Annotated in this window: 18 protein-coding genes and 1 tRNA gene; 8 read left to right on the top strand and 11 right to left on the bottom strand. The window is 56.8% G+C overall.

The genetic code is table 11. The features are described from left to right. The first annotated feature begins 73 nt into the window (after nt 1-73). Together IEX04_RS00165 and IEX04_RS00160 are read left to right on the top strand one after the other, a co-directional pair. Nucleotides 74-1,990 carry an NHL domain-containing thioredoxin family protein gene (locus IEX04_RS00165; RefSeq protein WP_188682810.1) on the top strand — a complete coding sequence of 639 codons (1,917 nt, stop codon included), beginning with the start codon at nt 74-76 and terminating at the stop codon, nt 1,988-1,990. Between the two features lie 175 nt (nt 1,991-2,165). Further along, nucleotides 2,166-3,431, top strand: a complete 1,266-nt coding sequence (locus IEX04_RS00160) for an MFS transporter (protein WP_188682808.1) — start codon at nt 2,166-2,168, stop codon at nt 3,429-3,431. On the opposite strand, the gene IEX04_RS00155 is transcribed toward IEX04_RS00160, so the two are convergent. From IEX04_RS00155 to IEX04_RS00120, 8 genes are all read right to left on the bottom strand, one after another. Continuing rightward, nucleotides 3,428-4,429 carry a hypothetical protein gene (locus tag IEX04_RS00155; protein WP_188682806.1) on the bottom strand — a complete coding sequence of 334 codons (1,002 nt, stop codon included), beginning with the start codon at nt 4,427-4,429 and terminating at the stop codon, nt 3,428-3,430. The genes IEX04_RS00160 and IEX04_RS00155 overlap by 4 nt on opposite strands. 40 nt (nt 4,430-4,469) lie before the next feature. Beyond that, nucleotides 4,470-6,176, bottom strand: coding sequence for a helicase HerA-like domain-containing protein (locus tag IEX04_RS00150; RefSeq protein WP_188682804.1), 1,707 nt, complete (start codon nt 6,174-6,176; stop codon nt 4,470-4,472). Between the two features lie 65 nt (nt 6,177-6,241). Continuing rightward, entirely contained in the window at nt 6,242-7,012 is a 771-nt protein-coding gene (locus tag IEX04_RS00145; protein ID WP_308422382.1) for an amino acid ABC transporter ATP-binding protein, read from the bottom strand. Continuing rightward, nucleotides 7,002-7,664, bottom strand: a complete 663-nt coding sequence (locus IEX04_RS00140; RefSeq protein ID WP_188682802.1) for an amino acid ABC transporter permease — start codon at nt 7,662-7,664, stop codon at nt 7,002-7,004. The genes IEX04_RS00145 and IEX04_RS00140 overlap by 11 nt, the downstream gene beginning before the upstream one ends. Nucleotides 7,665-7,753: 89 nt before the next feature. Beyond that, complete coding sequence (locus IEX04_RS00135; RefSeq protein WP_188682800.1) at nt 7,754-8,560, bottom strand: amino acid ABC transporter substrate-binding protein; 807 nt, start codon at nt 8,558-8,560, stop codon at nt 7,754-7,756. A gap of 157 nt (nt 8,561-8,717) precedes the next feature. Further along, the gene (locus tag IEX04_RS00130; protein WP_188682798.1) at nt 8,718-9,647 is read right to left on the bottom strand and encodes an AEC family transporter; all 930 of its coding nucleotides are present in this window, start codon (nt 9,645-9,647) and stop codon (nt 8,718-8,720) included. Nucleotides 9,648-9,732: 85 nt separating this feature from the next. Next, a tRNA-Gly gene (locus IEX04_RS00125) sits at nt 9,733-9,803 on the bottom strand. 105 nt (nt 9,804-9,908) lie between these two features. After that, nucleotides 9,909-10,394 carry an SseB family protein gene (locus tag IEX04_RS00120; RefSeq protein ID WP_170947805.1) on the bottom strand — a complete coding sequence of 162 codons (486 nt, stop codon included), beginning with the start codon at nt 10,392-10,394 and terminating at the stop codon, nt 9,909-9,911. Nucleotides 10,395-10,505: 111 nt separating this feature from the next. On the opposite strand from IEX04_RS00120, the gene IEX04_RS00115 reads away from it, so the two are divergent. After that, a complete protein-coding gene (locus IEX04_RS00115) occupies nt 10,506-12,212 on the top strand; it encodes a fumarate hydratase (protein WP_188682796.1) in 1,707 nt (568 codons plus the stop codon). Nucleotides 12,213-12,295: 83 nt separating this feature from the next. Here IEX04_RS00115 and IEX04_RS00110 read toward each other — a convergent pair whose 3' ends face one another. Continuing rightward, entirely contained in the window at nt 12,296-13,174 is an 879-nt protein-coding gene (locus IEX04_RS00110) for a M15 family metallopeptidase (RefSeq protein ID WP_188682794.1), read from the bottom strand. Between the two features lie 245 nt (nt 13,175-13,419). Between IEX04_RS00110 and IEX04_RS00105 the strand changes: the two genes are divergently transcribed. Beyond that, nucleotides 13,420-13,908, top strand: a complete 489-nt coding sequence (locus tag IEX04_RS00105; RefSeq protein WP_308422396.1) for a hypothetical protein — start codon at nt 13,420-13,422, stop codon at nt 13,906-13,908. Nucleotides 13,909-14,009: 101 nt separating this feature from the next. After that, nucleotides 14,010-14,591 carry a dCTP deaminase gene (dcd, locus tag IEX04_RS00100; protein ID WP_188682792.1) on the top strand — a complete coding sequence of 194 codons (582 nt, stop codon included), beginning with the start codon at nt 14,010-14,012 and terminating at the stop codon, nt 14,589-14,591. A gap of 68 nt (nt 14,592-14,659) precedes the next feature. On the opposite strand, the gene IEX04_RS00095 is transcribed toward dcd, so the two are convergent. Together IEX04_RS00095 and IEX04_RS00090 are read right to left on the bottom strand one after the other, a co-directional pair. Beyond that, nucleotides 14,660-15,385 (bottom strand): VIT1/CCC1 transporter family protein, encoded by a 726-nt coding sequence (locus tag IEX04_RS00095; RefSeq protein ID WP_188682790.1) that lies wholly within the window; start codon nt 15,383-15,385, stop codon nt 14,660-14,662. A 63-nt stretch (nt 15,386-15,448) separates the two neighbouring features. Next, the gene (locus IEX04_RS00090) at nt 15,449-16,777 is read right to left on the bottom strand and encodes an MFS transporter (protein WP_188682788.1); all 1,329 of its coding nucleotides are present in this window, start codon (nt 16,775-16,777) and stop codon (nt 15,449-15,451) included. Nucleotides 16,778-16,989: 212 nt separating this feature from the next. On the opposite strand from IEX04_RS00090, the gene IEX04_RS00085 reads away from it, so the two are divergent. Genes IEX04_RS00085 through IEX04_RS00075 form a run of 3 tightly spaced genes read left to right on the top strand, consistent with a single transcriptional unit; the run spans nt 16,990 to nt 22,018 of the window. Next, nucleotides 16,990-19,965 (top strand): Na+/H+ antiporter subunit A, encoded by a 2,976-nt coding sequence (locus IEX04_RS00085; RefSeq protein ID WP_188682786.1) that lies wholly within the window; start codon nt 16,990-16,992, stop codon nt 19,963-19,965. Beyond that, on the top strand, nt 19,962-20,411 hold the full coding sequence (locus IEX04_RS00080) for a Na(+)/H(+) antiporter subunit C (RefSeq protein WP_188682784.1): 450 nt from the start codon (nt 19,962-19,964) through the stop codon (nt 20,409-20,411). Before IEX04_RS00085 ends, IEX04_RS00080 begins: the two co-directional genes overlap by 4 nt. 2 nt (nt 20,412-20,413) lie before the next feature. Further along, on the top strand, nt 20,414-22,018 hold the full coding sequence (locus IEX04_RS00075) for a Na+/H+ antiporter subunit D (protein ID WP_188682782.1): 1,605 nt from the start codon (nt 20,414-20,416) through the stop codon (nt 22,016-22,018). The last annotated feature ends 3 nt before the right edge of the window (nt 22,019-22,021 follow it).

Raw genomic sequence — 22,021 nt, 5'->3', positions numbered from 1 at the left:
TGAAAGTCCAGTGGAGGATAATTAATACTTCACTGTCGCATTTAGATAGTGAAGTCGCCTTGAAAGGACCATCATGAGTGCAACTTCCGATTCAGTACGCGCAAACTACAAGGTGAGGGCCAGCGAGCTGTTGGGTCGCAACTGGTTGAACACCGGTGGCGAACAACTGAATCTCGAAGCTCTCCGTGGCAAGATTGTCATCCTCGATTTTTGGACCTTCTGCTGCATCAATTGCCTTCACGTGTTGGACGAGCTGCGTCCTCTCGAGGCAAAATACGCCGACGTGCTGGTGACCGTTGGCGTGCACTCCCCAAAGTTTGAGCACGAGGCAGACCCAGACGCACTGGCTGCCGCCGTGGAACGCTACGAAATTCACCATCCGGTACTTGACGATCCAGAACTTGTCACCTGGCAGGCCTACGGCGCCCGTGCCTGGCCAACTCTGGTCGTCTTGGATCCCGAAGGCTACATCGTGGCGCACCTCTCCGGTGAGGGCCATGCACAAGGCCTTGGCTCACTTGTTGATGAACTAGTCGCCGAGCACGAAGCCAAAGGCACCTTGCACCGTGGGAACGGCCCCTATGTGGCGCCCGAAGCCCGCGAGGGTGATCTGCGGTTCCCCGGCAAGACCATCTCCTTGGAGAACGGTAATTTCTTGGTCGGCGACTCCGGGCACCACCGCTTGGTAGAACTGGACAATGATCTGAGCACCGTGGTGCGCACCATCGGAGCCGGTGTTAAGGGCTACGCCGATGGGGACGCACAAAGCGCCCAGTTTAATGAACTGCAGGGCCTGACCGCACTGCCCACCGAGCTAGCCGCAAAGGTCGGCTACGACGTAATCGTTGCAGATACCGTCAACCACCGCTTGCGCTCGGTCAATCTGAGCACCGGCGAGGTAGGTACGCTAGCTGGCAACGGAGTGCAGCGCCTCTTGGATGCTGAAAATGCTCGCCAGGAACACCAGTCAGCTGACTTGGGCACCGACTCGCTGAACGTGTCGCTGTCCTCGCCATGGGACGTGCTCTACCACCCATCGGGCAAGGTCATCATCGCAATGGCCGGAACCCACCAGATCTTCTCCTTCGACCCATTGACCAGCGCCTTGCATGTGTACGCCGGCAGCGGCTTGGAAGGTCTGTCAGACGGAGCACCATTGGAGGCATGGTTCGCCCAGCCTTCCGGACTGACCTTGGACACCAATGATGATGTGTGGGTTGCTGATTCGGAGACCAGCGCTCTGCGTCGTTTGGAAATCGATGAGCATGGAGAGGCCATCCAAGTCCACACCGCTATTGGTGCAGGATTGTTCGACTTTGGTTTCCGCGATGGCGCAGCGGACCAGGCCCGCCTGCAGCACCCACTGGGTGTGACCGCGCTTCCCGATGGTTCCATTGCCGTGGCGGATTCGTACAACGGGGCCGTGCGCCGCTTTGATCCGGTGACGCAAATGGTTTCTACCCTGGCCAAGGGATTGAAGGAACCAGCGGACGTATTGCTTGATGACTCGGTAGACGGTGCTCCGGTACTGCTCGTGGTGGAAACCAACACCCACCAGCTGATCCGCATTCCGGTGCCAGCCGAAGCGCTGGTCGTTGACGAGGGCGCAAGCCAGACCCAACGTCCGAAGACCAAGGTGCAGGCCGGCCAGCACGAGATCGTGGTGCGCTTTGGTGCACCTAAGGGACAGAAGCTCGATGACCGCTGGGGAGACCCCACGCAGTTGAAGATTTCGGCCAGTCCCGAAGAGCTGCTTCTTGACGGTGGCGGCACCTCTATCGGTTTGACCAGGACCTTGAAGCTGAACCCCGAGGTAAGCGAGGGCGTATTGCACATTACAGCCCGTGCCGCGGCCTGCGATGGGGAACCTGGCGGAGAAATTCCAGATCATGCAGCCTGCCACCTCTACCAGCAAGACTGGGGCATCCCGGTGGAGCTCGATGAGTCCGGAGATAACGAACTCTTGCTGGATCTTCGTGGAGTGAATTAGCCACCGCGGCTCCTAGAACAGGGCGCGCTTTGCCATGCGAAGCGCGCCTTGCTCATTTAAAAGCCAGAAAATTGAGGAAACCTCACCAATTTTATCCCAGGCAGTCGTTAGACTGGATGGCGACAGGAGGAGCCGAAACGGTACAGCATCGGCTAGCTAAGTAGTGGCAAACAGGATGTTCCGGGCACTAGAAGTTCCGAACTATCGGTTATGGGTCATTGGTGCACTTGTCTCTAATATCGGCACATGGATGCAGCGTGTGGCCCAGGACTGGTTGGTACTCACGGAGCTCACCGACCACGACGGGATAGCCACCGGAATCACCACCGGTTTACAGTTCCTGCCCATTCTGATTCTTGGACCTTACGCGGGGCTCATTGCCGATAGATATGACAAGCGCAAGATCTTGCTCGTCACTCAAACTTTCATGGGTTTGTGTGCGCTGGTCTTGGGAACCCTGGTCATTACTGGAACCGTGCAACTGTGGCACGTTTATGTATTGGCCGCGCTGCTGGGGGTGGGCTCGGCCTTTGACGCTCCAGCCCGGCAGGCGTTTGTCTCCGAAATCGTGCCGGGGACGCACCTCACCAACGCTGTGGCGCTCAATAGTGCCAACTTCAACCTCGCCCGGCTGGCAGGTCCTGGCATCGCCGGTGTCGTGATTGCGTTAGTGGGAACCGGCCCGGCCTTTTTGCTCAACGGCCTGTCATTCCTTGCGGTGCTCTTCTCCTTGAGCAGCATGAAAATTTCTGAGCTGAGCCGTTCAAAACCTGTCACGAGGGCAAAAGGACAGGTACGCGAGGGGTTCAGATATGTGAAGAATCGCAAAGATCTCTTGCTGATCTTTGCGATGGCCTTTGTCATTGGCACCTTCGGGCTGAACTTCCAATTGACCAACGCGATGATGGCCGCCGAAGTTTACGGCGTGGGTGCGGCAGAGTACGGAATCCTGGGCAGCATCATGGCCATCGGCACCTTCGCCGGAGCATTATTTGCGGCGCGCCGTTCTAGACCACGCTGGCGTTTTGTCATTGGGGGTGGCATTGCATTTGGCGCCACGGCATTGCTCTCCGCAGTGATGCCGCATTACCTGCTTTTTGCCGCAAGCCTCGTGTTGGTAGGACTTAGCTCGCTGACCTTCCTGAACAGCTGCAACACCATGGTGCAGACCTCGGTTCCCCCACAGTATCGCGCACGGGTCTTGTCGCTGTATCTGATGGTGGTACAGGGTGGAACGCCTCTCGGGGCACCCTTAGTGGGTTGGATCGCCGAACTGCTGGGGGTACGCGCTGCGGTGGCGTTCGGAGCCATACTTTCGTTGGCGGTCTCCGTGCTGGCACTGATTATTTGGCAACGGTTCCGAGCAGATGCTGTGCCTCTGCGGACACAGTTCAAAGAAATTATCTTGCCGCACCAACGGCGTGAGGCGACCGAAGATTAGTCTTCGGAACCGGCTACGGGAACCACACTGACCTCGGAAGTGCTCGTGGTGAGCTGAGCGGTGAATGAGAATTCATCGCTCACGGTCTTTTTCTCCAACGAACCGGTGCGCAGATCCTGCTCGGTCAGCGATAACTTTGCGGTGGCCTTCAACGGGCTGAGCACCCAGGCGCCGTTATAGTAATTAACCTCAATAGTCGGGTATTTCGCGATGGACCATTTGATAGTCTCCGGGTTGACCCGGGACGCGGTGTGGTACGCAAAAGGGCACCCCGACGGCATGAGTACCTGCTGTGCCGCACATTTATCGAGGTATCCGCGGACCTTGGAATTGATCTGTGCGATAAATTCTTTGGTGGGCTGTGTCTTTAGTGAAATTTCTACCGGCTTCTTGGCGGGGCCAGTGACGACCACACCTCGGGTGTCGGCTTCGAAGTTCTTAGTGCTGAAGCTTGCGTCGGTAATCGAGGGGTAGAACACCGGCAGGGTGCTGACGCCCTTAACCAGCGGGATTTTCTGTCCGCTGACGGAGACCTCGTTGACCGTATTGGCTTTGACCTTGACCGTGGGCAGGGTTACCGGTTCAAAGGCCCACTGATCAAAAAATAGCCAGGACTTTCCGGTACTGCGCAAGGTATAGGTTGATTCCTTATCAACGCCGTCGGCCTTGTACTTGGCAACGACGGTGCGAACATCCGGATCATTCTCTGATGTTTCGGCCTTTTGCGCCTTAAAATCTGTAATCCCAGCCTGAGTACGCTTGAGCACTTCCCCGTCCAAGGCGACCGCGTCACCGGTCGGGACTTTGGCACCTAGCAGCCCAAGGGCTTCAGCGCCTTCGCCGGCCAGCAAATGCTGATGCAACGACTGAACAGCGTGCTCGGCAGAAAACAGGGTGCGGTTAGCAACGATGGCGCTGGTGACGACCAGCGCAGCGATGATGAAGGCCGCGGCCGCCCAGCGCAGAGCGAGACGTGGCACAGAGATACGAGATTTCATTATTAATCAGGCTAGCGGGTTTCGGTTCAGAGGTTGTAACTCAACGGCGGCGTCGGCGGCGTTTTGTGCCGAACATTCCTCGGAGCAATTCACGTCCAATGCTATTTGCCGCGTCGAGAGCAAAGTCCATCAGCGGGTTGACTTGATTGTTTGAAGATTTAGCCGGCTCTCGCGGTGGATTTGCGGGGGCCGGGGAAGAATTTGTACGTGACGAAGATGGCGTAGCCGTGTTGACCGGCCCGGAACCCGTGGCAGGTGGCGCATTCTGTGGCATCGTGGTCGTTTTGCCGAGAATTGAATCGGCAATCCGTTGCGCCTCGGCATCTACATCTTGTGGATCCGAAGAATCAGCCGCGCCGGGTTGAGCCGCAGCTGGGACTTGAACTTCGGGAGCTGGTTCGCCGCCGAGCATCTCCATGGCCGAGCGCCTATCCACGGCGGTGCCGTATTTCGGTGCCAGTGCAGAGCTTTGAATGAGTGCTGCTTGAGTTTCAGGTGCTGCCGGACCAATATGCGAGCCGGGGGAGGTGAGTTTGGTCCACGCCACCGGGGTCGGCGCGCCACGCTCGTTGAGCACGGTGATGACCGCCTCGCCAACGCTGGCCTGGGTCAGCGCTTGCTGCAGGTCTAGTGGGCCAGAAGGGAAGGTTTTGATGATTGCCTTGAGTGCTTCGCCGTCCTTTGGGGTGAATACGCGCACCGCATGCTGGACACGGTTACCGAGCTGACCGAGTACCTCGTCTGGCAGGTCTGCTGGGGACTGCGTGACAAAGAACAGTCCCACACCCTTGGAGCGAATCAGGCGTACGGTAGCGATAATCGCGTTGACGAAAGCCTTCGAAGCATCCTTGAACAGCAGGTGGGCTTCATCCAGGAAGAAGACGAGTTTTGGCTTGTCCAGATCACCGGCCTCTGGCAGATCCTCAAAAAGATCTGCCAGCAGCCACATCATGAATGTTGAGAACAACAGTGGCTGGCGGTTGAGCGAAGGGAGCTCCAAGCAGCTGATAATTCCGTGGTCTGATTCATCAAACCTGAGGAAATCAGCGGTATCAAATTCTGGCTGGCCAAAGAACTTGTCCAAACCTTGAGATTGCAAGATGGTCAGCCCACGCAAGATCACCGAGGCGGTGGCTGAAGGAACGCCGCCAAGCCCCTCGAGGTCTTTTTTGCCCTCGTCGCTGAGCAAGAAACTCAAAACGGATTTGAGGTCCTTGAGATCATCCATGGGAAGTTCACGTTGATCGGCGTAATGGAAAACCAGCTGGAGGCATTCTTCTTGCGTCTCGTTGAGTTCCAGGACTCGGGAAAGCAGGATGGGGCCAAAAGAATCAATCGTGGCACGTACCGAGATGCCGTCGTTGCCTTCGCCCAGGGCAAGGAATTCCACCGGGTTAGCGCGTGCGCTGAACTGATGGCCAATGCTTGAAAGCCGCGCGGTGAGCTTCTCGCTTGCCGCCCCTTCTTGAGCTAGGCCGCCAAGGTCGCCCTTGATGTCGGCAAGAAATACAGGCACACCGTGGGCACTCAACTGCTCCGCCATCACCTGCAAGGTGACGGTCTTTCCGGTGCCGGTAGCGCCGGCAATAATTCCGTGTCGATTGAGCATGCGCAACGGAACCCGAACTTGGGCTTCTGCCACGGGATTTCCCGCGACTATTGCAGCGCCTAGTTCAAGGCATGCGCCGTCGAAAGCGTAGCCGTCTTTGAGCGCCGTGATGTTCTCCTGCGAAGTACTTTCAGCCATGTCCATAGCCTACGCATGCAATGGCGACGAAGTGACAAACGGCACGTAAAATGTTTGCGGCTGATTTAGAAAGGGTGCAATAACCGCTGCATGAAAGCCTTGGTTCGTTCATGGGTCGGGTTGCCAAGCACCTGCGCCGCAGGTCCATGCTCAACAACTACTCCATCATCCATGAACACCACCGTATCGGCTACATCGCGGGCGAATGCGAGCTCGTGTGTCACCAGCACCATCGACCAACCTTCTTGGGCGAGCTCTTTAATGACGCTGAGCACCTCACCTACTAGTTCTGGATCCAGTGCACTGGTCGGCTCATCAAAGAGCAGAAGGTCTGGCTGGAGCATCAGCGCGCGCACAATGCCGACGCGCTGTTGCTGTCCACCTGAAAGCGAGGAGGGGTAGTCGCTCGACTTCTGTTCCAGGCCGACGCGTTCAAGCAGTTCATTAGCGCGCGCCATGACTTCCTCGCGCGGCCTGCGCTGCACCTGCAGCGGGCCAATCGTCACGTTTTGCAGCACCGTCAGGTGAGGGAACAAGTGGTGGCCTTGGAACACCATTGCCGAGCGGTCCCGCAGGACCTGAGCTTTCTTAGCGGGCAGGCCAGGCTGAAACGCGACCTCCGGTCCGCCTGCAAAAGAAACGACTCCGCTGTCGGGAGATTCCAAACCGTTCAGGCAACGCAGCGCGGTCGTCTTTCCCGAGCCGGAGGGGCCAATCAACGCAAGCACTTCGCCAGAGCGGACACTGAAATCTATGCCACGCAGCACCTTGTTGGTGCCGAAGGACTTATGCAGATCGGTGACGTTGAGCAACGGGGTGAGAGCCTTAGGCGACATACTTTTCAAGCCTGCTTTCCATACGGTCTTGCACTGCGGAGAGGACCAAGCAGATCACCCAGTAAATGGCCGCCGCTTCCATATAAAGCAACATGAATTCGTAGGTGGTGGCCGCGATTTCCTGGGCACGCCGGAACATCTCAGTTACGAGAATCATCGAGGCCAAAGAGGTGTCTTTGACCAATGAAATAAAAGTGTTGGACAACGGGGGAATAGCTACGCGAGCCGCCTGCGGCAAGATCAGCTTGTAGAGCGTGCGGGTCTTGGACATGCCAATGGTGTAGCCAGCTTCCCACTGCCCTCCGGGCACGGAAAGAATCGCAGCACGAATAATTTCTGCGGCGTAACCACCCACGTTGAGCGTGAAAGCGATGATGGCCGAAGGCCATGGGTCAATGGTGATCCCCACCGAAGGCAGTCCGTAGAAGATCACGAACAGCTGCACCAACAGTGGAGTGCCGCGAATGATCGAGATATAGCCCCGGGCAATGCCTGAAACTACTTTATTGGTGCTGATCCGCATCAGCGCGACCATCAGGGCCACTGCAAGCCCCAAGGCAAAGCTGATTATTGCCAGCGGAATAGTGGCAGTCAGCGCGCCGCTGACCATCGGCCACAAGGAGTCCAATGCTAGCTGCCAAAGTGAATCCATTTATTCTCTTCCCGTCCTTTGCAACGGACACTGGCCCCAAAGGGGAACCTTGGGGCCAGTTTACGTGTCGAAGTGCTGAAGGAGGTTAGCTACTTGGTGATGTCTTCGCCAAAGTACTTTTCCGAAATCTTTGTCAGCGTGCCGTCGGCCGAAAGCTCATCCAGCGCGCCATTGATCGCGTCGCGTAGTTCTGGCTGGTCTTTCTTCAGCGCCACCACGGTCTCGGTCTTTTCTTCTGATTCCGCAGCAATCTTGATGCCGTCATCCGGGTTGGTTTTCTGCGAGTCCAAGTAGGTCAATTTGTCGTTGACGGTCGCATCCACACGTCCCTGCTTCAACAGCGTGACCGCCTGTGCCCAGCCCTCTACGGCCTGGATCTTCGCGCCGGCAGCTTTGGCGTCATCATGGAAGCTGCTGGTCAGCGACTGTGCGGTGGTTTTTCCTTTGAGTGAGTCGAAGGAGGTGATATCAGTGTTGTCGCTCTTGGTGACGATGACTCCGCTGGAGTAGTTATATGGCTTGGAAAGCAGGTATTTTTCTTCGCGCTCAGGCGTCACGCTGACCTGATTGGCAATTACATCAAAACGGCCGGCTTCCAGACCGGCAAAGATGCCATCCCACTGAGTTTCCTGGAATTCGACCTTGACCCCAAGCTGTTCGCCGACAGCCTCAATGACCTCGACATCGAAGCCGGTGAGCTTATCTGCCTCGTGGTAGGAAAAAGGCCGGTAGGTACCCTCGGTGCCAACGGTCAGCACACCGCTGGATTCCACGTGCTGCAGGAGATTCTCATCGGTGGCGCCGGAGGCGTCGGAACCGGTGGTTGAGGAGCCGCACGCACTCAGTGCCAGTGCGAGTACTGCAGTGATTGCAAGGAGTGGAGCTGTGCGCTTCATGTTGGCCTAACTATGTGAGGTGACGAGGTGATCTATACCTTGATCAACGGTGCTTAGCGACGCGGTATTCCGTAAGATTCCCGTGAATACCCCGACGAAGCAACTGACGTGTCATATAACTTCTTTTGCGGATTCCCACCTGCTGACCTGAACTTGGCTAAATTCCAAGCATCAAAGCCAGCAACACCATCATAGGTATGGCACAGATTGTGGTGATCAACACCGTATCCTTCGCAACGGTCACACCACGCTCATAACGTTGGGCGGTGATGAAAATATTCTGCGCGGTAGGCAGCCCCGCCATGATCACCGCGGCAACGAGCATCCCACCGGTGAGTCCAAAAAGATAGACCGCGGCAAGCCACGCAATCAACGGTTGGATGAATAATTTGGCGGCTGAACCGAGCAGCACATCGGCTCGACGCCCGGATTTCTTGTCCAGAGGTTTGGAACCGACTAAGGAGATGCCAAAAGCCATCAACATGGCGGGAATTGACGCACCTGAAATGAGTTCAATGGGTGCTAAGACGAGTTCCGGAACTTCAAAACGAGTCAACGCCACCACCAGCCCCAACAGCGATCCGATGATCATCGGGTTTTTGGCCGTGGCAACCAGCAACGCGATGGGAGTGGTGCGGTGAGTACTTGTGGTGGCGTCGAGCATCGCAAGATTAATCGGCTGGTAGATCGCCAATTGGAAGAGGATGATGGGTGCCGCATGGGACATATCGCCCAGTACATACAGGGCTATAGGCAAACCAAGATTTGCGGAGTTCACCGTCGAGGCGGACATCGCCGCGACGATCCGCTCAGCTGGCTCGCGGCGCAACCACTTGTAGGTCGCCACATGGTAGATCACTGCCGTGAGCCCGGCAGAAATAGCCGCCACCCACATCAGTGGACCAAGAACTGCAACGGGATCTGATTCGGCCAGAGTGACAAAGAGCAGCGCCGGGCTGGCGACAAAAAACGTCAACCGGCTCAGTACATGGCGGCCTTGCTCACCGAGCACCCCGGTGCGGCCTACCAGATAGCCCACTAGAATCACGATCCAGATAATCGAGAATCCTGACAGTACTCCGGCCATTCGGACTCCTCGGTTCAACGATTCTGGGGTGCTGCCAATGCAAAACGTCGGGACACCCTGGGGTGTCCCGACGTTTCAGAATGCGAGCGGGCGACGGGAATCGAACCCGCGTATCGAGCTTGGGAAGCTAGCGCTCTACCATTGAGCTACGCCCGCAATGCACCGAGCGGCCTATTGACGGCCCGGGCAGAACCCAGCTTATCCTAAGAAAAGGTCAGGTCAGAAATCAGCATTCGGTGATGTCAAAAAAAGACTTTGAGCTTACTCGGAGCGTTTTTGCTTCAGCAGTTCTTCCTTCAGAATTGCCACGCCATCGGCAGGAACTTCAAAACTCAGTTCGTCTCCCGGATTCACCACAAAACCGGTGCCTTCCAAGGCACGCACAATGGTGGCACCCTGAACCTTCACACCATAGGGTGCCATATCGATGTACGTGCCGGGGATGCGATCCAAACCGGTGAATAAAGCCACCATCGCTGCGCCCTGAGGATTGGTCAGCAGCATTGGCTGCGCGTTTTTGTTCTCTTCGGTCACTTCTTCCCGCGAGAGGAAGTACACCTCGGCGGTCATGAACGCGCTGATGACCGAACCTGAGAGCTCAGGTTTGTTAAGCCCGGCCTGCAACATCATTTCAAAGTGGGTTTTGGCCCGGGCCCGTTCCTGGTCCATTGGCGTTTCGACAACCATATTTGGACGTTCGTCGGGGTTGTTTCCGTCCAGTGGGGTATTGCTGTTTTCGGAGCTCATGTACACAAGCATGTCGCGCAAAACCCGCAGGTGCAAACACCGAATGAGGTTTTTTGGCACAAAGGCCTAAAATAGATGAAGAGCAAACATCTTCATTTCCAAGGACTGAGCATGCCTGAATTTCGTTATGAAGATCTTCTGCCGATTGGCGAAGATCAAACCCCATACCGCAAGATTTCCTCCGAAGGCGTCGACGTAGTCGCCGGACCGGACGGTAAAAACTTCCTGCAGGTAGCACCCGAAGCGTTGGAGCAGCTGGCCGAAACGGCTCTGCACGATATCAATCATTACCTGCGTCCGGCTCACTTGCAGCAGCTGCGCAACATCCTTGATGATGACGATGCCAGCCCGAACGACAAGTTCGTGGCGTTGGATCTGCTGAAGAATGCAAACATTGCTGCGGGTGGCATCCTGCCAATGTGCCAGGACACCGGAACCGCAATCGTCATGGGTAAGCGTGGACAGCGTGTGCTGACCGAAGAACAGGACGAGATTTCGCTTTCCCGCGGCATCTACAACGCGTACACGCGTTTGAACCTGCGCTACTCGCAGCTGGCCCCGATCACCACCTGGGAAGAAAAAGCGACAGGAAATAACCTGCCAGCCCAGATTGATCTGTACGCCGACACCAAGCCCGGCCACGATACGGACTATAAATTCCTGTTTATGGCCAAGGGCGGCGGATCTGCCAACAAGTCATTCCTCTACCAGGAAACCAAAGCAATCTTGAACGAGAACGCCATGCTGACGTTCCTCGATGAAAAGCTGCGTTCCCTGGGTACCGCGGCCTGCCCGCCGTACCACCTGTCCATCGTGATCGGTGGCACCAGCGCCGAAATGGCGTTGAAGACCGCCAAATACGGTTCGGCAAAATACTTGGATTCGTTGCCTACGGAAGGGGCGATGACCGGTCGTGGTTTCCGCGACACCGACCTGGAAGAAAAGGTCCTAGAACTGACCCGTCACTTCGGTATCGGTGCCCAGTTCGGTGGTAAGTACTTCTGCCACGACGTGCGCGTTGTGCGTTTGCCTCGACATGGTGCCTCGCTGCCAGTGGCTATCGCGGTCTCCTGCTCGGCGGACCGTCAGATGATGGCGAAGATTACCGCTGATGGCCTCTTTGTCGAACAGCTGGAAACCGATCCGGCGCGCTTCATGCCAGATGAAAACCACCCGGCGCTGGCAGCCCACGATGACGAGACTTCCGGTGTCTCGGGCACCGGTGGTTCGTCGGTAGTTAAGATCGACTTGAACAAGCCAATGGCTGAGATTCTGGCTGAGCTTTCCAAGTTCCCAGTCAAGACCCGCCTATCGCTGACCGGCCCACTGGTGGTGGCCCGCGATATCGCGCACTCCAAGATCAAGGAACGCTTGGATGCTGGCGAGGAAATGCCACAGTATTTGAAGGACCACCCGGTCTACTATGCAGGTCCGGCCAAGACCCCTGAGGGGATGGCTTCGGGTTCCTTCGGCCCAACCACCGCCGGTCGTATGGACTCCTACGTGGATCAGTTCCAAGCCGCTGGCGGCTCGATGGTCATGCTGGCCAAGGGCAACCGCTCCGGACAGGTCACTGCCGCCTGTAATAACCACGGCGGCTTCTACCTTGGTTCCATCGGTGGCCCGGCCGCCCGCCTGGCCCAGGACTGCATTAAAAAGGTTGAGGTCCTGGAATACGAGGAGCTTGGCATGGAAGCAATCTGGAAGATTGAGGTCGAAGACTTCCCAGCATTCATCGTCGTAGACGACAAGGGCAATGACTTCTTTGCCGAGACCATGAAGCCGACCTTCACCGGCATTCCGGTCCGCGCTAAGTAGCACGCACCACGGAAGCAAAACACGGCGGGATCCAGTTCAGTTGAACTGGATCCCGCCGTGTTTAAGAGTTAGCGGAAGTTGAACTATTCCTGAGTGAAGCCGAAGCCCCAGTCCCGGTATGGGGGAAGGAAGCGCAATACGAGCAAATCATCGTCATTAACTTGATTCGTTTCGTCTGCGGACTTCTTTTCCTCCTTCTTCGGTTTATCAGCTGGCTTTGGTTCCTCGTCGACGGTCACCGAATTCTCTACGGTTTCAGCATCGTCTTTGGTGCTGTCTTGTTCCGCGTCGCGCAGCATCTGATGGTATTCCTCAAAGGTCTCGGCCTTTGCTTGTTCCATCGCCGCCGCATGATCCTTGCCGACATAGCGCACATGCCAAGGCTCATACTTATACCCGGTAATTTCCTCTTTACCTTGCGGGTAGCGAATGATCAGACCGTAATCTGCGGCGTGCTCGGCCACCCAGATGCCGGCCTTGGTCTGCCCGAAGGATTCCTTCAGATCTGTGCCGCTGCCAATGCTGCCTACATCTGCGGCGAGGCCTAGTTGGTGTTCGCTGGTGCCCGGTCGAGCAGAAATACGTTCTGCGTAGGTCGTGCCGTACTTAGCCTGATACTGGTTGAACAGCACCGCTTGGCGTCCGTATGAGCGGTATGCACTCAACAACTTCAGGCTATGGCCCGCATTACGGGCTCCCGCCATAAGATCTTCCACGGCCTCGGCTGCTTTAGGGCGCAGCTTATTGGAGGTGCCAGCAACATTGACCAATTTTTTCGGTGTGTAGTCGGCTCGAGAGAGCTGCGTTTGAGGGTTAATCAGCGCTAGATAACTCGCGGCGTCGCTAAATTCCTCTGCCTGAACCACGGGAAGAGGCTTGGGAGCTGCCTGGGCGGCGACACTTCCAGAGAGCACAACAACACCGGCCAACACGGCGCCGGTGAGGGTTGAAGCCAAACGCATAAACGTACTTTCTATGGTGTTCGAGTTAGCAAGACACAGGACTCTATTCCACGATAGCTCGAAAACCTGCGCGGTCTATGAGAATTTGAGCAGAAGCACATGTTTTCCATGCTTGCGTAGGCGCCATTCTTTGAAGAGCCCCACTACCAAATATCGGGGGTAACATCGTATGGCGGACTCTGTGCTGTAGTTTGCGTCCCGCAGGATCACCCAACCACCAAGCAAGGACCGGGATTCACTTGAGTATGAAGGAACTGAAGTCCGACGGGTTTACCGGTTTTCGGCCGATCAAGACCTTGGAAACTAACCGGGTCCCGAATCGCCAAGGGCTCTTTGCCATCTTGCGTCCGGCAGACTTCACCCCGAAATTTCTGACGAAAAGCACGGCTGGCGTCTTCAAGAAGAAAGACCCTTCGTTGTCTGTCGCGGAGTTGAGTGAACGTTGGGTGGACTCGGCTCAGATCCTGTACCTGGGCAAAGCCGGCCCGGGAAGCCAAGGTAATCGCGGCCTTCGAATCCAGCTTAAGGAAATCATTGACTTTGGTGCCGGCAAGCCACCTGGCCATTGGGATAGCCGTTTGCTGTGGCAGCTAGGCGGAGTGGGAAAACTGATGATCGCGTGGAAAGAGCTCCCGGCGCAAGAGCTGAACGCGGCACTATCGGAGTATCAGGCTCGCTTTATTGAAGAACACGGTCAGCTTCCTTACGCGAATCTGGTTCAAAGCCGACGATAAAGCGTAGAAATCGAGCCGAAGTACAGCCTTGGCGACATTTCTACACTTCTTTTTACGTCCAGACTGCGACTTCCGGTACCGAACAAGATAACTTTAGATACGTGTTGTATTCAGATGGTGACATTCGTCGAGAAATTGCGTCCGGTGAAATTGGCTTAGCTCCTTTTGACCCTGAGATGGTGCAGCCCGCATCCGTAGATGTGCGCTTAGACCGATTCTTCAGGCTCTTTGATAACCACAAGTACGCTCATATCGATCCGGAGCAGGATCAAAATGAGCTGACCCGACTGGTTGAAGTGGCCGCCGATGAACCCTTCATCTTGCACCCGGGAGAGTTTGTTTTAGGTTCTACCTATGAAGTGGTGAGCCTGGGCAACGGAGTAGCCGCTCGGCTCGAAGGCAAGAGTTCTTTAGGCCGTCTCGGTCTGCTGACCCACTCCACCGCAGGTTTCATTGACCCGGGATTCTCCGGACACGTCACCCTAGAACTCTCAAATATGGCCACCTTGCCGATAAAGCTGTGGCCAGGTTCAAAAATTGGTCAGCTTTGTTTCTTCAAGCTCACCTCAGACACCGAACACCCTTATGGTTCGGGCCCTTACGGTAACCGTTACCAAGGTCAGCGTGGCCCAACTGCTTCACGCAGCCACTTGAATTTTCACCGGACGAACATCGCCGACTAAGTTTCAGCAATATTGCAAAAAACCGTGGTGTCCCTCAACTTTGAGGAACACTACGGTTTTTGGCTTTGTTATTGCATTAAGGAACTGTCTCCCAGCCAGGAACCAATCGCAAAGGTCACTACCAGCGCGGCGGCTCCCCCGATGAGCACCCTGAGCGTTGGACGTAACAGCGGTGCGCCACCAAGTTTGGCACCCAGCGCACCGGTCACCGCCAGCGCAAGCAATACCGCCACGAAAGTTACCGGTATTTTTAATGGGCCGGGCAAAAATACCGCGGTGACGAAGGGCAAAATTGCGCCGGTAAGGAATGCGATGGCCGAGGCGAAGGCAGCATGCCACGGGCTGAGTACCTCGTCCGGGTCAAGATTTAGCTCGGCATCCAAATGGGCGAGCAACGCATCATGCTCGGTTAGTTCTCGGGCGACCTGTGACGCGGTCTCGGGCTTCAACCCTTTAGCTTGATACAGACCGGTCAGCTCTTCGAGCTCCGCTTCGGGAGTATCGCGTAGCTCCGCCCGCTCCTTTTCAATCAGCGCTCGCTGGGAGTCAGCGGCGCTAGCCACTGAAACATATTCACCCAAGGCCATTGAGATTGCTCCACCTATGACCGCGGCCGCGCCAGCGGTGATGATCGGTAAGTTGGCGGTCGTGGCACTAGCGACACCGACCACAACTGCGGCCACCGAGACGATGCCATCATTTGCACCTAAAACACCGGCACGTAGCCAATTCAGTCTTTCTGCGACATTTCTATCATGCGGCTCGACACCGTGCGCTGCTTCTTGATCCTTCATAGGCCACAGTCAATCATTAGGAAACCCAACTTTGCTAGTCAATGACGAATAATGCGCGGACTGCTAGGCATTTGAAGTTTTGCGTGGCGATTGAATTGGCAAAAGTAGGAACAAGCCAATCAATAGCACCACCAAGATACCTAGAATGCCGTAGCGCTGTGCTTCTCCACTTGCTACGAAGGGCGTAGCCAGAGCAATGGCCAGACCAAAAAGCATCGGGGCTAAGAAAGAGACCGCACGTCCGGTGGTTGCGTAGAGGCCGAAAAGTTCACCTTCGCGGCCAGGCGGAATCATCCGTGACAGATAAGAACGTGAGGCGGATTGTGCCGGTCCAACAAAGAGCGTGAGCAACAGGCCGAAAATCCAGAAACCACTAGCACCGGGGGAGAAGAACACCCCAGCGCCGGCAAGCAACAAGCCAATCAATGAGCCGGTGATAACCGCCTTGGGGCCGATTACATCATCGAGTCTGCCTCCAATCACGGCACCGAGCGCTGCGACCATATTGCCGACAATCGCGAAGATGATGACCTCGGTCAAGGTGAAACCGAAGGTTCCTGCCGCGATCACGCCGCCGAAGGTAAAGATGGCACTGAGCCCATCACGAAAGACCGCGGAGGAGCCAAGGAAGAACAAGAGATTTCGGTCTTCGCGCCAGAGTCCCACGATTCGTCCCCACAGCACCTTGTAGGACTGCGAGAGAGGAATCTTGGTGGACACCGTTGAAGGGGACTCGGGAATCACGAAGAACAAGGGAAGAGCGAAGATCAAGCACCATGCGGCGCTGAAGACCGCGACCCAGCGCAGGTTCAGTGAATCGGTGGTGTTTGCTCCGGGCCAGTCAACGAGGGGTTGCACAAATCCAAAGAGCACCAGGGCCAGCGCAAGAATTCCACCGACGTACCCCATGCCCCAGCCGAAACCGGAGACCTTGCCAACGGTGGCCCGGGTAGAGATCTGATTGAGCACCGCGTTGTAGTTGACCCCGGCGAACTCCGAGAATAGCGAAAGCGCGGCAATGATTGCGACACCGAAGATCAGGAAGCGAGGATCTGGGTAGACGAAAAATCCGGCGGCACACACCACCACTAGCAAGAAGGTGTTGACCATAATCCAGAGCTTGCGCCGGCCCGCAGCGTCGGCGCGCAACCCGGTCACTGGCACCAGCAAAGCGATCAGCAAACCAGCCAGTGACAAAGCCTGAGAGAGCACCAGTGAGGAATGGTCGGTGTCGCCGAAAAGTTCACTGGTTAAATACACGGTGAACACGAACGTGATCATCACCGCGTTGATTGCCGCCTGGCCCCAGTCCCAACTGGCCCAAGCCCACGTGTGTTTATTGAGCCACTTGTCACCGGGTTGTATTACCGTCGGTTCAATTTTCGTTCCCATGTGGGCATCGTACAGGTTTGTGGTGATCAGTAAATGAATTTACTGCAGGATATTCCGCTCTAGGAATTCATTCCGCTGTTCTCCCGTGGCGCAAAAGCTTCGCATACCCCTCGATAGTGCATAAAATCCCGCTCTGGGCTGATAAAATTGCGTAGCGGGCATTTTTTTGTTCGTCGGACTCTGGCCCCTTGTTCAGTCGACAGAGGAGACGTGTGTTAGTAATTCTCATTGCACTCTTTGCTACGGCAGTGTTGTGTCCAATACTGTTTAGAGCATTAAAAAGAAATGCTTTTTATGTTGTAGCAATAGTGCCTGCAGCGGGATTTATTTGGTTGCTCACGCGCATTCCTGCGGTACTCGCAGCTGACCCGACACTTTCCTCCGGCGCTCCCAATGCGCCCCCTTCACTGAGCATCGACTGGATACTTGGCCTGAATATCGGGCTGAACTTCCGCATGGACGCTTTGGCCGCCAGCCTCTTGCTGCTGATCCTGGGTGTTGGCGCACTCGTACTGATTTACTGTGGCCGCTACTTCAAAAATGATGACCCGCAAATCGGTGGATTCGCCGCCAAAATGGTGGCCTTTGCCGGTGCCATGACCGGTCTGGTGACTGCAGATGACGTCATCATCATGTTTATCTTCTGGGAAATCACCTCGGTACTTTCCTACCTCCTGATTGGTTTTAGCCAGCATCTGATCACCGCACGTCGTTCGGCCATGAACGCGTTGATCGTCACGACTTTCGGCGGCCTGGCCATGCTTGGTGGCCTGCTGATGATCGGCGCTCAGACCGGAAGTTACCGACTCTCGGAATGGATCGCCCAATCGGACCAGCTGGTGGCCAGCGGGATGTTTGTCGACATAGCCATCGCCCTGATCTTGCTTGGCGCAATCTCCAAATCCGCACTGGTTCCATTCCACTTCTGGCTGCCCGGAGCAATGGCGGCGCCCACCCCGGTCTCCGCCTACCTGCACGCTGCAGCCATGGTGAAGGCCGGCGTTTACCTGATCGCGCGGTTAGCCCCAGGATTCTCCGACACCACCTTCTGGGTTCCTATCACCGTCGGTATCGGTGTGCTGACGATGCTGATCGGCGGCTTCCGGGCACTGAAGCAATATGACTTGAAGCTGATCCTCGCCTTCGGTACCGTCTCACAGCTTGGCTTCATCATTGCCGTCTTTGGCTTCGGCACCGCCGAAGCCGCCTTCGCAGCGCTTGCCCTCACACTTGCTCACGGACTGTTCAAAGCCACCTTGTTCCTCACCGTGGGCATCATTGACCACAACACCGGTACCCGTGACATCCGTAAGCTCTCTGGTCTGCGCCGCAGCATGCCCGGACTGGCATTGATCGCCGCTATCGCCGTCGCCTCAATGGCTGGCATTCCGCCGCTCTTCGGTTTTGTGGCCAAGGAAGCGGTGTATGAAGCTGCCTTGCACTTGGAGACCGGGTGGGGAATCTTTGCACTGATCGGCCTGGTCCTCGGCGCGGCGCTGACCATGGCCTACTCACTGCGCTTCCTCGTTGGCGCGTTCGGCGTGAAGAAAAAAATTGCGGGCCTGACAACCTCCAAGCGTCCGTCGCTGATCTTCCTCAGCCCGCTGCTGGTGCTGAGCGTATGCACCCTGGGTCTTGGCCTTTTCCCGGCACTGATTGAACCACTGGTAGCGCATTGGTCGCTGTTGCAAGGCGGGCCGGGTGACATGCATTTGAAGCTCTTTGCCGGGTTTAATTCGGCGCTGGGTTTGAGCGCGATCTCGGTGAGCATCGGTATCCTGTTCTTCTGGTTGCGCAAGCGCACCGATACCGGCGCACCGCTGCGCCGCAATATGATTTCTGCCGAGGAAATTTATCGTGTAAGCATCAACGTCGTTGACCGAGTAGCGATTTGGATTACCGGCCGTACCCAGCGCGGTTCCTTGTCCTTCTACCTGGGCGTGATCTTGATGGTTGTGCTCATCTTGCCACTGTCCATCGCCCTGACGGTTGAAACACCGTGGCCGACTAATTGGGTCATCGCTGACCACCCGGCACAGCTGGTCATCGGTGCGATTATCATCGTCGGTTGTGTGACCGCTATCGTGGCACCAAAACGCTTCATGGCAGTGCTGATGGTCTCGGTGACCGGTTACGGCATGGTCGCCATCTTCGCGCTGCAGGGAGCCCCTGATCTAGCCCTGACCCAGCTTTTAGTGGAAACCATTGTGCTGGTTTCCTTCGTGCTGGCGCTGCGTGCTCTGCCTAAACGGCTTTGGGTCGGGCTGACCACCATCAAGTGGGGCCGTGCGGTACTGGCCATCGCGCTGGCGCTGATGGTGGTGTACATCGCGATCGCGATGATGGCCGCGCGTAGCGAAGCGCCGATTTCGCTGTCCTTCCCGGACCTGGCCTACTACGAGGGCTTCGGCAAGAACATCGTGAACGTGACGCTGGTTGATATCCGCGTCTGGGATACCTTCGGAGAAATCACGGTGCTTGCCGCCGCAGCGACCGGCGTGGCATCGCTGATTTTTGCTGGGCGCGGCTTTGGCACTCGGCTGCGCGCCCATGAGGTGGAACCGGGAAGCATCGACCGCGGTTCGGAAGCTATGGGAGACCAGAGCAGCAAGGAACGCGGATTGCGGGTGGCACGCCGTTTCGCGACCTCCAGCAACCAAGACTGGCTCATGGCCGGCAACACCCTGGTGGCCGAACGCCGTTCCATTATTTTTGAGGTTGTCACCCGGCTGGTCTTCCACACGGTGCTGCTGCTCAGCGTGTATGCCTTGCTCGCCGGACACAATACACCCGGTGGCGGCTTCGCCGGCGGACTCATTGCCGGACTGGCTTTGACCATCCGCTACCTGGCAGGTGGGCGCGTGGAACTTTCAGAGTCAATGCGCATTGCCCCGGGCATGCTCATCGGCGGTGGGCTTGCCCTAGCCGGTATCGCCGGGTTGGTACCGGTGTTCTTTGGGGACGCGATCTTCACCATGTATGCCTGGGAGTTCTGGTTGCCAATCTTTGGCGAACATAAGTTCGTCACCTCAACAATTTTCGATATTGGAGTGTATCTGGTGGTCCTTGGGCTCGTACAGGACGTCTTACGCTCGCTGGGCAGCGAAATTGACGAGCTGTCCGAAGGACGCTCGCCGGTGGAACAGCACGATGTCAGCCACTCCGCGACCTTGGGGGTGGGACGATGAGCGTCAACATTACCTTCCTGGTGATCACCGGCGTGCTGCTGGCCGCCGGATTCTATCTGGTGCTTGAACGCACGCTGACCCGGGTGCTGCTGGGCATTATGCTGTTGGGCAACGGGGTGAACCTGCTGATCTTGACCACCGGTGGACGGCGCGGTGTCGCACCGTTGTTCGACTCGAACCGGGATCCGAGTGAATATTCCGACCCGCTGCCCCAGGCACTGATCCTCACCGCGATTGTCATTACCTTTGCGGTGACCGCGTTCTTGCTTGCTATGATCTATCGCTCCTGGGCACTGACCAGCGCGGATATCGTGGCCGATGATACCGAAGATATCAAGGTTTCGCAGTCCACCGCATATGACGAAGAAGAAGATTCACCGGTAGCCGAGGACACGACAGAATTCGTCGATGAAGAAGGCCGGCCAATCCGAGAAGGGGAGGAGTAAAAATGAACTTCCTAGAACTCTCTCCCTTAGCAGTCCTGCTCCCGATTTTCGGTGCGGGCGCGGCTTTCCTCGCCCGTCGCCGGCTGCGGACCCAACGTCTCATTACCATCGGCATTCTATGCCTGACCATGGTGCTGGAAGTTGGAATGGTCGCCGCGGTCTGGGGCGGCGAAAGCTATGCCATCCATATAGGTGGCTGGGATGCACCGTTCGGTATAGCACTGATGGTGGATGGCTTTAGCGCCTTCATGCTGCTGATCTCCACCGTGGTATCCCTGGCGGTGCTGCTCTACGCGACCAGCCAAGGTTTAGCCGATGGCGATGAACCCGGGCCTGTGTCGGTCTTCCACCCCGCCTACCTGATTCTTCTAGCGGGCGTGTCCAACGCCTTCCTCGCCGCTGACCTTTTCAACCTGTACGTGGGCTTCGAAATTCTCTTGACCGCCAGCTATGTGTTGCTCACCCTGGGCGGCACGGCCGAGCGTATCCGAGCCGGTACCACCTATGTGGTTGTTTCGGTGGTCTCCTCGGTGATATTCCTGATGGCCATCGCGATGATCTACGCGGCCACGGGTACCGTGAACATGGCAGACCTGGCGGTCAAGCTGCCAGAACTCGAGCAAGGCCCGCAACTGATCCTGCACGTCTTGCTGCTCATTGCCTTCGGCATCAAAGCCGCCGTGTTCCCGCTTTCGCTCTGGCTTCCGGACTCCTACCCGACGGCACCGGCCCCGGTCACGGCAGTGTTCGCCGGATTGCTGACAAAGGTTGGCGTCTACGCGATTGTGCGTACCGAAACCCTGCTCTTCCCCGGTGGGACGGTGAATGCGGCGCTACTGGTCGTTGCGACCCTGACCATGGTCATCGGTATTCTCGGTGCGTTGGCGCAGACAGACTTCAAACGTATGCTTTCCTTCACGCTGACCAGCCACATTGGATATTTGATCTTCGGTGTCGCGGTGGGCGGCCCGTTAGCCATTGCTGCCACAATCTACTACGTGGGACACCACATCATTGTGCAGACCTCGCTGTTCATGGTGGCAGGACTCATTGAACGCCGCGCCGGCAGCGCAAACGTCACCAAACTCGGTTCCCTGGCCAAGCTGTCCCCGGCGTTGACGATCCTCTTCTTCATCCCGGCAATCAATTTGGGCGGCATTCCACCGTTCTCCGGTTTCCTCGGGAAATTCGGGCTGTTGCACGCTGCCGCGGCAGATGCCGACGCGCTTACCTGGGCCGTGATCGGTGCGGGCCTGCTGACCAGCCTCTTGACCTTGCTGGCAATTATTCGCGTGTGGGCACGTATGTTCTGGCGCCGTGCGGCCGACGCCGAGGTGCCCAGCGCACAACTGGTGGCCGAATCTACCCGAGTCCTGGAGCAAACCGCCGTCGGCGGTGCCCAAGCACCGTATTTGGGACGCAAGCTTGCACGCGAGCTGGAAGCTGAATCATTGCCGTGGGGCATGCGCTACGCCACCGGTTCGCTGGTAGTTGCAGGTATTGCGCTCACGGTTTTTGCCGGCCCAATCTTTGCATTCTGCCAGCGCGTAGCTGCCGAGCTGATTGCCCGTGAACCATTTATCAACGCAGTACTACCGTTCAGTTAGGAG

Origin of the sequence: Glutamicibacter ardleyensis (assembly GCF_014644555.1) — a bacterium.
Lineage (GTDB): Bacteria > Actinomycetota > Actinomycetes > Actinomycetales > Micrococcaceae > Glutamicibacter > Glutamicibacter bergerei.
Note: the sequence above shows the minus strand (reverse complement) of the source record. Positions and strands in the feature narration are given on the sequence as shown.